Below are 10,245 nucleotides of genomic sequence, written 5' to 3'. Positions count from 1 at the left end.
GGCGCCGACGAGCCCGCCGGCCGTGCCGCCCATCGCGTTGCCCGCAGCGGCGCCTGCGCCGCCGCCCAGTGCGCCGCCGACGATCGCGCCCGTGCGTTCGTGTTTGTTCGACGTCACCGCACCGCCCGCGCCACCACCCACTGCCCCGCCGATCACGGTGCCCGTGCTGCCGCCAATCGCGTTACCGACCGCCGCGCCGGCGACGCCACCCAGCGCGCCGCCCAGTGCGTTGTTCGTGTCGCCTGCCACGGCTGGCAGCGACGCCACCGCCGCCGCACCGACCACCACAGCCATCCCTGCCAGTTTCTTCAGCATCTGTCTGCCCTCTCCGCCTTGCGAGATATCGATGGGCGAATCTAACACCTTTCCGAGACGCCCATCGTAATGAAGCGTTAAATCGGGCATTGCCCTGGCCGGAGCCCGGGTTTGAGCGGACTGTGTCTTTTTCCGCGAACGGTCGCGGCCGATAATGAAAACACCTTTCCCCCGGCATGACGACGCGCGCCGCGCGGATCGACGCACACCGCAACCGCCCAAGGAGGGTCTCCCGCATGACGACGCCGTTCAAGCTGGGCGACCACGTCCGGTGGAATTCGGAGGCCGGCTACGTGACCGGCACGATCATCGCGATCCACACCGCGGACTTCGACTACAAGGGCCACCGCCATCGCGCGTCGCCCGACGATCCGCAGTACGAGATCAAGAGCGACCGCACCGACCACATCGCCGCGCATCGCGGCCGCGTGCTCGAGCGCATCGCGGACAAGGACGACGCATGACGCTCCCGTTCTACACGATCGGCCACTCGAACCGCACGCTCGACGCGTTCGTCGGGATGCTCGACGCAGTCGATATCGCGCTGCTCGCGGATATCCGCAAGATGACGCGCTCGCGCGCCAATCCCCAGTTCAACGAAGCGACGCTGCCGGACGCGCTGGCCGCCGCCGATATCGCGTATGAACACATCGCCGAACTCGGCGGGCTGCGCGGCAAGTCGCGCGGCGTGCCCGACGACGTCAACGACTTCTGGACCAACCCGAGCTTTCACCGCTATGCCGATTACGCACTGTCACCCGAGTTTCGCGACGGCCTCGACCGGCTGATCGCGCAGGGACATGCGCAGCGCTGCGCGATCATGTGCTCGGAAGCGGTGTGGTGGCGCTGCCACCGGCGGATCGTGTCCGACTACCTGATCGCACGCGGCGAAACGGTGCTGCACATCATGGGCCCCCACCGCGTGGAACCCGCGCACCTGACGGCCGGCGCGGTGATCCGGCCTGACGGCACGATCGTCTATCCGGACGCCGGGGACGACACCACGGCGCCGGGGGCAACCGCGCCCCCGAACGCATAGCGCGGCGCCCGTTCGACTGCACGGCCGGCGGCACGTCACGAACATCGTCAGTTCCGCGCCGATGCGTACGCGCCATTCGCCTGCATCAGGCTCGTGCGCACCACCGGCATCCCCGACGTCACCGCGCCGCCGGCCGGAATCGTCCCGGACGGGGAAGCACCGACCGGCGGTGCCAACGCCACGCCGCCCAGTGAATTGCCGTACGCGACGATACCGGCGGCCGGGCAGTGGTTCGTCAGCAGCGACACCGGCGTGCCGGCGATCGACGCGAGCGTCGTGTCGGCCACCGCGAAATGGCAGACGTTCCCCAATGCCCGGAAGCCGGCATAGCCCGAGCCCGATACGCGGTTGCCCTTCACGACGACGTACGACACCGTCCCAGACCAGGTATCGAGTTCGATCGCGCCCTGCTGGGTAGGCGGCAGGCCGTTGTTCGCATTCGTGCCGTCCTGGATCGCGCCGACGACGTTGTTCTCGATCACCACGTCCGACACGCCGTAGGTCTTCCAGCCATCCTCCTGCGCGATCAGGATGCCGGCGGCCTTCTGAACGCCGCTGACGGTGTTGTTCGAAATCGTCACGGACCGCCCGCCGACCACGGCGATGCCGCGTCCCCAGTCGTTGCCGGACACCGCATTCCCGTCGATCAGCACGTTGGCGTTGAGACGGCCGTCACCCTGATAGCTGACGACGGCGATCAGGTCGTCGCCGGTGTCCTTCACGGTGTTGCCGCGCACCAGCACGTTGGTCGAGCCGTAGGTGGTGTGGATGCCGTCGGCCAGCGTCGCCTGCACGGTGTTACCCACGATCGCCACGTTGCTGCCGCCGAAGATGAAGATCCCGGCGCTGGCGCCACCCTGGATCGTCACGCCGAGCACCTGGACGCCGGTGCCCGTCACCTCGACCTTCGTCGATGCGGGCGTCGTCAGCCGCGTCGTACCCGTGCCGACCAGCGTGACGCCGACGAGCGTCGAACCGCTACCGCTCATCACGATGGTCTGATTGGCCGGATCCGTCGCGACCAGCGTCGCGCCATAGCCCGAGATCACGACGTTCGTTCCGGATACCTTCAGCGACCGACCGACGGCATAGTGTCCCGGCGCAAGTACGAGGCGCTGGCCCGGCTGCAATGCATCGAACGCGGCCTGCAGCGCGTCGGCCTGGTCGCCGCCGTTCGCCGTCGGCTGGACGGTCACGGTTGGAAGTCCCTGCGCGCTGCGCGACGGATACGCGTGCCGCGGGCCGCCCGGCATGTAGGCGGCCGCCGGCGATGCGGCGAAACATGCGGTGCAGATCAGGCACACGGCCGTACTCGGACCGCCCCCTCGAAACGACTTTCTCATGGTTGTTCTCTCTCGCCCGTTCGCCAGCGACGACCGGCCAACGGCTGACGGTCGCGAGACGTTCGAGCAACGGCGATCGCACGGCGCGCAGCACACGCGCCGAACTATCCCGACTGCGACATTCATGTGCTCCGTCGATACGGCGGAGCAACGGCAACGAAGCGCCGTCGCGTCGCCGCGATCGACACCCGGTCGCCTGTTCGCCCGCCGGCGCGCATGCGTATCCCCCGAGAAAAGGCGGCCCGATTCCGGCGCGCCGGCGCCGCGTGGCCGGAATCGAACCCGTCAACAGGAACTGCGTTCCCGAGCGCACCGGGCGCCGGCTGCCCCCGACCCTGCCGGCTCTTTCCCACCGCTCATCTACCAGTCTATTTCGCGCGCGTCGTTCGACAATCCGACATTGGCCGCGCGACGTCGTAAGACCGCCCGTCCGCCCGCCCGGGCCATCCTCGACCTTGGTCGCGGGCGGTGCGGCATCGTCGCTTGCGCCGGCCGAGAAGGCCCGCGACGACACTGCGATCACACCAGTTCACGCCGCCCGCGGTCCTGCATTACCATCGTGCGTTCGCCGCGCCTGCCCGCTTCCGGCAGGTGAGCCCCGTCACCTTCCGCTCCCGCTCCCTCTCCGATGCTCGCTCTCGTCATCCTCGCCGGCCTGTGGGCCGGACTGCAGAACACCCTGGCCGGCGGCGGCTCGTTCGTCACGCTGCCCGCGCTGATCGTGTCGGGCATGTCGCCGCTCGCGGCGAACATCACGTCGACGGTCGCGCTGTTTCCCGCGCAGGTCGCGACCGGCTGGGCGAGCCGCAAGATGGTGCGCGGCGTCGGCAGGCTGTCGTTTCGCGCGATGTTCTTCATCAGCGTGGTCGGCGGTGCGCTCGGCGGGCTGCTGTTGCTGAAAACCCCGTCGTCGATCTTCTCGCGCCTCGTGCCGTGGCTCGTGCTGTTCGCGACGATCGTGTTCGCGTGGGGCAGTTTTTTCCGCAAGCCGAGCGAAGGCACGGCCCACCTCGGTACCGTCCCCGCCGCGCTCTCGCAGTTCACGATCGCAATCTACGGCGGCTACTTCGGCGGCGGGCTCGGCTTCCTGATGATGGCCGTGCTGACGATGGCCGGCCTGTCGCCGCGCCACGCGATGTCGACGAAGAACGCGCTCGCGGGTGTGATGAACGCATCGGCCGTCGTGCTGTTCCTCACGTCGCCGCACCTGCACTGGGGCAAGGCGCTCGCGCTCGGCGGCGGCGCGATCGTCGGCGGGCTGCTCGGCACGTGGGCGCTGCATCGCGTGAACGAACGCGTGCTGCGGATCGGGATCGTCTGTATCGGCGCGGCGCTGACCGTCGGGTTGTTCGTCAAGCCGATCTGACGCGCGCATACGCCTGCCGCCGCTGCGGCAATTGATGAGCAAACCGCAAGACGTCTTTCGCATATCTCGTTTGCCGTGACGACGGTGTCCGCCCACAATCCGGGAGGTCGTCGCCATCGCCCTCTCGCGGGCACCGACCGGCACTTCGCGGCCGCCATTCCGATTCACCGCCGGCGGCCCGGCACATCGCGTCACACACGCTCACTCGACATCGGCGCCCATGCGGCGGCAGAACGCTCGCCGCCGCGCTGCCCGATGCGCTCCCGGCCAGCGGGCCAACAATAACTAGAGGTAGGAGATGCAGGACAACTCGTTGAGGCAAAGCCTCAAGCAACGGCACATCACGATGATCGCGCTTGGCGGCGTGATCGGCGCGGGCCTGTTCGTCGGCTCCGGCGCCATCATCGCGACCGCCGGCCCCGCGGCGATCCTGTCGTACCTGATCGGCGGCGTGATCGTCACGCTGGTCATGTTCATGCTCGGCGAAATGGCGTCCCGCCACCCCGACAGCGGATCGTTCTCCACCTACGCCAGCAGTTATCTCGGCGAATGGGCCGGCTTCGCGGTCGGCTGGCTGTACTGGTTCAAGTCGATGATGACGATCACCGTCGAGGCGATCCTGCTCGGTGCGATCCTCCACGATTTCCTGCCGTGGCTGCCCGTGTGGGGCGGCGCGCTGTTCATGCTCGTCACGCTGATCGCGAGCAACGCGTACTCGGTGCGCTCGTTCGGTGAAGCCGAATACTGGCTGTCGTTCGCGAAGGTGACGACGATCATCATCTTCATGGCACTCGGCGCATCGATCCTGCTCGGCTTCCAGCCGCGCATTCCCGCGCCGGGGCTCGTGAACCTGACCGATCACGGCGGCTTCATGCCGAACGGCATGTCGCCCGTGCTCGCCGGCGTGATGGTCGTGATCTTCTCGCTCGGCGGCAGCGAAATCGCAGCCGTTGCGGCGGGCGAATCCGAGAATCCGAGCAAGAACGTGATCCGTGCGATCAAGAGCGTGATCGTGCGCGTGATGGTGTTCTACGTCGGCTCGGTGTCGATCCTGATCCTGTGCATGCCGTGGACCGACAAGGCCAACCTGAAATCGCCGTACGTGTCGCTGTTCAGCATGGCGGGCTTCACGGGCGCGGCCGTCGCGATGAAGATCGTGCTGTTCGTGTCGTTCATGTCGGTGATGAACTCGTTCCTGTTCTCGAACTCGCGCATGCTGTTCTCGCTCAGCCAGCGCGGCCACGCGCCCGCGATGTTCGGCCGGACCAACGCGAAAGGCGTGCCGATGAACGCGCTCGTGCTGTGCCTCGCGATCTGCGTGTCGATCCTCGGCGTTCACTTCGTGAGCGGCGGCGACCTGTTCCTGATGCTCGCGAAGAGCAGCGGCGCGTTCGTGATGATCGTGTGGATTTTCATCATCGTCGCGCACTTCGCGATGCGCCGGCAGGAGAAGCACGCACCACGCGATCCGCAGGCGTTCCGCGCGTGGTTTTATCCGGTGTCGAACTGGATCGCGCTGCTGGCGCTGGTGGCCGTGCTCGGCTCGCAGGCGTTCAACCCGGATTCGCGCTTCCAGTTCTGGTTCACGGTATTGACGGCGCTGGCGATCGTCGCGGCCTATTTCCTGCGCCGCAAGCCGGTGCAACTCGGCGATACGGCCGGCGCGAAGGCGCGCTGACCATTGCCCCAGGCGGGCGAGCGGCGCGCCGGTCGGCCGCCGCTCAGTCGCTCAACGTCTCAGTCGCTCAATCTCTCGGCCGCTCAGCCGAACGGCCGCACGCCGATCAGCCAGCCGTGCAGGAAGAACGCGAAGACGGCCCACACGACGAGCCCGGCCACGATCGCCACGACGTCGCCCGACAGCCTGCCCGCCGGATAGCGCACGCCTTCGCGGCGATCACGCGCACGCCACACGACGAAATCGACGAGCGCCCACACGAAGAAGGCGCCGAACAGCACGACTGCGTGCAGCGTGCCGTTCGCGAGCAGGTGCGCGATGGCCCACACCGCCACGCCGGCCACCATCGGATGGCCGACGAGCGTCTTGATGCGGTTGCCGGGCACGTAGGAGGCGGCGATCAGCACGAAGGCGATCGCGGTCAGCATGCCGGTGAGGTGGCGCACGCCGACGGGCGACACCCACAGCAGCGTCGCGCCCTGGCGCGCGATGCCGTACCCCCAGATGATCAGCACGAAGCCGATGATCGACGCGATCGCATAGGGGCCCTTCCAGCGCTTCTCGCCGATCCGCTCGATCGTCGCTGACCGCCAGCCGTCCGCGACGATCCGGATCGAGTGCACACAGAGGAAGATCGCTAAACCGAGAATCAGGACGAGCATCGGCTGTCTCCGTCTGGAATGATGAGTGGGGAAGCGTCCCGCGCGGCGTACGATGCGCCGTTCGCGGCGCCGGCGGCGAGACCGGCGCGGGTCGCGCCAGGCACGGGTGCAACCCGCGCCGATCATAAACGCCGGGGCCGCCGTTGTGAAGCATGGGGATGTGCGGTGCGCCACGAGCTTGACGCTTTCGTGACTGTGTCCCTCCCCCGGCCGCCCTTGCGCCAGCCGGCGCATGTCGCGTGAATCGCCGGGCGACGGCCGGGCCGACAAAAAGGAAAAATCGCGCGGATTTCGCTTCGCGCGATGGGCACTATGTTTGCTTGCGCTTCGCCGGGGATTTCGCCGCAGGTGTCGACGTCGGCTTGGTGGTTCGCTTCGAGGCGGGTTTGGATCCCTGCGCAGAAGCAGGCTTAGGCGACGCTTTCGATGCCGGTTTGGCCGCTCGCTTCGAGGTGGGCTTCGCTTCTTGAACCGGCGCCGCTTTCGGCAGTATCTTCGATGCCGGCTTGCCGGTTCGCTTCGACGCCGGTTTCGCTTCCTGTATCGGCTTCGCTTTCGGCACCGCCCTCGCCTTGCGCTTCGGCGGCCCCGCCAGCAGCGCCGCGCGATACGCGCTGCGGCACCAGTCGAACAGCGCGCCGGCGTCCTCGAGCACGTCGGCCGGCGTTTCGTAATAGCCGTCGAGCGAAACCGTGCGCGTGGGCCGCTCGTACGAGAACGGCCCCATCCCCGCCGCGACGAACGCCGGACGGTTCACGTCGTCCACACGCAGGAACAGCGACCCGCGCGACATGAAGCCGAACATCACGCCGTCGAGCCGCATCGCCGCACCGCTGAAGAAGCGCACGACCGTGACGTTGCCGAGCGGCGCGAGCTGATACGCGATCTCCTCGCCGTGCGCCTTTTCCGATTGCCAGCTCATGCGGATGCCGTGCAGCGCTGCGTCCACGCGTCCAGCCCGGCTTCGTCGAAGCCGACCGCCGCCGCGCTCTCGCGAATCTGCCGCCACGTCGCGCGGTCGACCGGAATGCCGCCGGCACCGCGCGCCGCACGGCTCGCTTCCTCCGGCTCGCCCGGCACCTGCACCGGCGCGTCGCCGGCCTGCGGCGACGCCTTCGCCCACGCGACGAACGCATCGGCTTCGCGTTGCGCGTCGGCCGCATCGAACGCGTTCGGATCGATCAGCACCGACAGCATCCCGTTGACGATCGCGCTCGTCTTCTGCAGCGTGTCGCCGTAGGTCGTATGCCCGCCGACGAGCGCCCCGCCGAAAATCTCGCACATCGCCGCCAGTGCGTACCCCTTGTGCAGCCCGAACGGCAGCAGCGCGCCGAACGGCTGCTCGTGCATCACGGCCGGATCGTCGGTCGGCTGGCCGCGATGGTCGATCAGCGAGCCGGCCGGCACACGCTTGCCCTGGTTGTACGCGACGCGCGTCTTGCCGTACGCGATCGCGCTCGTCGCAAAATCGAGCAGCAGCGGCGGCCGGCCCGCACGCGGATAGGCGGCGCAGAACGGGTTCGTGCCGAAGCGCGGATCGGTGCCGTGCAGCGGCGCGACCAGCAGGTCGCCCGGCACGTTGACGAAATGGAACGACACGAGCCCCGAACGCGCGCACTGCTCGGCCCAGTGCCCGATGCGGCCGAGATGATGCACGTCGCGCAGCCCGATCGCGCAGATGCCCATGCGTCGGGCGCGGTCGATCCCTTCGACCATCGCCTCGAACGCGATCACCTGGCCGAAGCCGCGACCGCCGTCGATCGTCAGCACGGCACCACCATCGCGGACGATCGACGCGTGCCCGTTCAACTGCAGCTGCCCTTCCCGCCACGACGCGACGTAGTTCGGGATCATTCCGATCCCGTGCGAATCGTGGCCCGCGAGATTCGCGCCGACCAGGTGATCGGCGACGAGCCTGGCCTCGCGCTCACTGCTGCCGGCCCGTTCCCAGAGTGCCGCGACGAATGCATGCAGCGGTTCGGCGCGCATGCGCAGCGGTTCGGTATCGGGCGTCGGCAGTGCGGTCATCGGCAAGGCTCCGTGAGGTTGGGTCGGACAGTTGTCACTGCTGAGCGCGAAGCAATCAGCGCGCGGTCGCGATCACGTCCGCGACCGCCGCCGTCAGCTTCTTCGCATACGGCACGTGCAGGAATTCGTTCGGGCCGTGCGCGTTCGACTTCGGCCCGAGCACGCCGCACACCATGAACTGCGCGGACGGGAACCCTTCCTGCAGCACGTTCATCAGCGGGATCGTGCCGCCGAGGCCCATGTACGCGCAATCGGCGCCGAAGTGGCGACGCGACGCGGCATCGAGCGACGACGCGAGCCACGGCGCGAGATCCGGTGCGCTCCAGCCCGTCGCGGCGCCCGCGTCCGGCTTGAACGTGACCTTCGCGTTGTACGGCGGATCGAGTTCGAGCAGTTCCTTCAGTTGCTGCACGGCCTGCGCGGCGTCGACGAGCGGCGGCAGGCGCAGCGACAGTTTGAACGCGGTGCGCGGACGCAGCACGTTGCCCGCATCGGCGAGCGCCGGCAGGCCGGCCGCGCCGGTGACCGACAGCGACGGACGCCACGTCGAATTCAGCAGCGCCTCGCGCGGATCGGTCGTGGTCGGCAGTACCGGCTTGCCGTCCGCGCCGCACGCCCACGGCAGCCCCTTCCACACGGCGTCGCCGAGAATCGAAGCGGCCGCTTCGGCTTCGCGTACGCGGCTGTCCGGAATCTCGCAATGGAACACGCCCGGCAGCAGGTTGCCGTTCTTCGCATCTTCGAGGCGCTCGAACAGCTGGCGCATCACGCGGAAGCTCGACGGCGCGATGCCACCGAACACGCCCGAGTGCACGCCCTCCTCGAGCACCTCGACCTGCAGGTCGCCGGACACGAGCCCGCGCAGCGACGTGGTAAGCCACATCTGGTCGTAGTTGCCGGCGCCCGAATCGAGGCACACGACGAGCGACACCTGGCCGAGCCGGTCGCGCAGCGCATCGACGTACGGCAGCAGGTCGTAGCTGCCCGATTCCTCGCAGGTCTCGATCAGGCCGACGCAGCGCGGCCGCTCGATGCCCTGCTCGTCGAGCGCGCCGAGCGCCGCGAGGCTCGCGTAGATCGCATAGCCGTCGTCCGCGCCACCGCGGCCGTACAGCTTGCCGTTCTCGTACTTCGGCGTCCACGGGCCGAGGTCCGCGCGCCAGCCGTCGAATTCGGGCTGCTTGTCGAGGTGGCCGTACAGCAGGATCGTGTCGGTGCTGCCGGAACGCGTGGCGGGCGATTCGAAGAAGATCACCGGCGTGCGGCCGGGCAGGCGTACGATTTCGAGCTTCAGGCCCTTCACGGGCTGGCGCTCGGCCCACTGCGCGGCATCGGTGACGACGCGCTCGAGATAGCCGCGCTTCGCCCAGTCGGGGTCGAATGCGGGGCTCTTCGCGGGGATCGCGATGTAGTCGGTCAGGGCGTGGAGGATTTCATCGTTCCACTTGCGCTCGATGAAGGTAACGAGCTTGTCATGGTCGAGGACGGGGGTAGTGTCGACGGAGGTCATGGTGGGGGTGCCTGGATCGGGCTGACGAAAACCCAGATGATACGCCGATGCTCCCGCACCGGCGCCCCCTTCCCGGTCGCTCAGACCGCCTGCGGGAACGCGTCGCGCAGCCCCGCCGCGCACGCCAGCGCGTCGCGCCACAGGCGTTGCGTCAGTTCGCCCGCATCCGCTTCACGCGCGAGCGCCGCGGCCTCGCCCGACCACAGCAGCGAGAAGTCGTCGCGGCCCTGCCGCTCGAACGCGCCGCGCAGCGGATCGACCGCGGCCGTCGCGAGCGGGAACGCCGGCGCGAGTGCGCTCATCG

10 protein-coding genes and 1 pseudogene are annotated in these 10,245 nt (G+C 68.4%); 4 read left to right on the top strand and 7 right to left on the bottom strand.

Translation table 11 applies throughout. From position 1 onward, the window contains the following. On the bottom strand, positions 1 to 315 hold a 315-nt coding region (locus tag F3J15_RS36010), incomplete at its 3' end, for a glycine zipper 2TM domain-containing protein (protein WP_166897348.1). Between the two features lie 236 nt (positions 316 to 551). On the opposite strand from F3J15_RS36010, the gene F3J15_RS36005 reads away from it, so the two are divergent. Together F3J15_RS36005 and F3J15_RS36000 are read left to right on the top strand one after the other, a co-directional pair. Beyond that, complete coding sequence (locus tag F3J15_RS36005; protein WP_089485313.1) at positions 552 to 779, top strand: DUF2945 domain-containing protein; 228 nt, start codon at positions 552 to 554, stop codon at positions 777 to 779. Then, entirely contained in the window at positions 776 to 1,354 is a 579-nt protein-coding gene (locus F3J15_RS36000; protein WP_166897345.1) for a DUF488 domain-containing protein, read from the top strand. The genes F3J15_RS36005 and F3J15_RS36000 overlap by 4 nt, the downstream gene beginning before the upstream one ends. Before the next feature lie 47 nt (positions 1,355 to 1,401). Here the strand turns inward: F3J15_RS36000 and F3J15_RS35995 are convergent, their stop codons facing one another. After that, entirely contained in the window at positions 1,402 to 2,550 is a 1,149-nt protein-coding gene (locus tag F3J15_RS35995) for a right-handed parallel beta-helix repeat-containing protein (RefSeq protein ID WP_166897350.1), read from the bottom strand. 775 nt (positions 2,551 to 3,325) lie between these two features. On the opposite strand from F3J15_RS35995, the gene F3J15_RS35990 reads away from it, so the two are divergent. Then, positions 3,326 to 4,063 (top strand): sulfite exporter TauE/SafE family protein, encoded by a 738-nt coding sequence (locus F3J15_RS35990; protein WP_166897343.1) that lies wholly within the window; start codon positions 3,326 to 3,328, stop codon positions 4,061 to 4,063. Positions 4,064 to 4,361: 298 nt separating this feature from the next. Beyond that, positions 4,362 to 5,741, top strand: a complete 1,380-nt coding sequence (locus F3J15_RS35985; RefSeq protein WP_166897340.1) for an amino acid permease — start codon at positions 4,362 to 4,364, stop codon at positions 5,739 to 5,741. 83 nt (positions 5,742 to 5,824) lie between these two features. Here F3J15_RS35985 and F3J15_RS35980 read toward each other — a convergent pair whose 3' ends face one another. From F3J15_RS35980 to F3J15_RS35960, 5 genes and pseudogenes are all read right to left on the bottom strand, one after another. After that, the gene (locus tag F3J15_RS35980) at positions 5,825 to 6,403 is read right to left on the bottom strand and encodes an NnrU family protein (protein ID WP_166897338.1); all 579 of its coding nucleotides are present in this window, start codon (positions 6,401 to 6,403) and stop codon (positions 5,825 to 5,827) included. A gap of 310 nt (positions 6,404 to 6,713) precedes the next feature. Beyond that, entirely contained in the window at positions 6,714 to 7,325 is a 612-nt protein-coding gene (locus F3J15_RS35975; protein ID WP_166897335.1) for a TfoX/Sxy family protein, read from the bottom strand. Next, complete coding sequence (locus F3J15_RS35970; RefSeq protein WP_166897332.1) at positions 7,322 to 8,431, bottom strand: malate/lactate/ureidoglycolate dehydrogenase; 1,110 nt, start codon at positions 8,429 to 8,431, stop codon at positions 7,322 to 7,324. Before F3J15_RS35970 ends, F3J15_RS35975 begins: the two co-directional genes overlap by 4 nt. 55 nt (positions 8,432 to 8,486) lie before the next feature. Next, positions 8,487 to 9,941: a M20 family metallopeptidase gene (locus tag F3J15_RS35965; protein ID WP_046548379.1), complete on the bottom strand. Its 1,455-nt coding sequence runs from the start codon at positions 9,939 to 9,941 to the stop codon at positions 8,487 to 8,489. An 80-nt stretch (positions 9,942 to 10,021) separates the two neighbouring features. Continuing rightward, positions 10,022 to 10,245, bottom strand: a pseudogene (locus F3J15_RS35960) (2-nitropropane dioxygenase); the annotation flags it as partial.

The organism is Burkholderia sp. Ap-955, assembly GCF_011753045.1.
Lineage (GTDB): Bacteria > Pseudomonadota > Gammaproteobacteria > Burkholderiales > Burkholderiaceae > Burkholderia > Burkholderia lata_D.
Note: the sequence above shows the minus strand (reverse complement) of the source record. Positions and strands in the feature narration are given on the sequence as shown.

Coding starts and splice junctions, on each gene's coding strand:
- F3J15_RS36000 (WP_166897345.1), top strand. CDS start 776: ATGACGCTCCCGTTCTACACGATCGGCCACTCGAACCGCACGCTCGAC.
- F3J15_RS35970 (WP_166897332.1), bottom strand. CDS start 8,431: ATGACCGCACTGCCGACGCCCGATACCGAACCGCTGCGCATGCGCGCC.
- F3J15_RS35965 (WP_046548379.1), bottom strand. CDS start 9,941: ATGACCTCCGTCGACACTACCCCCGTCCTCGACCATGACAAGCTCGTT.
- F3J15_RS35980 (WP_166897338.1), bottom strand. CDS start 6,403: ATGCTCGTCCTGATTCTCGGTTTAGCGATCTTCCTCTGTGTGCACTCG.
- F3J15_RS36005 (WP_089485313.1), top strand. CDS start 552: ATGACGACGCCGTTCAAGCTGGGCGACCACGTCCGGTGGAATTCGGAG.
- F3J15_RS35975 (WP_166897335.1), bottom strand. CDS start 7,325: ATGAGCTGGCAATCGGAAAAGGCGCACGGCGAGGAGATCGCGTATCAG.
- F3J15_RS35985 (WP_166897340.1), top strand. CDS start 4,362: ATGCAGGACAACTCGTTGAGGCAAAGCCTCAAGCAACGGCACATCACG.
- F3J15_RS35990 (WP_166897343.1), top strand. CDS start 3,326: ATGCTCGCTCTCGTCATCCTCGCCGGCCTGTGGGCCGGACTGCAGAAC.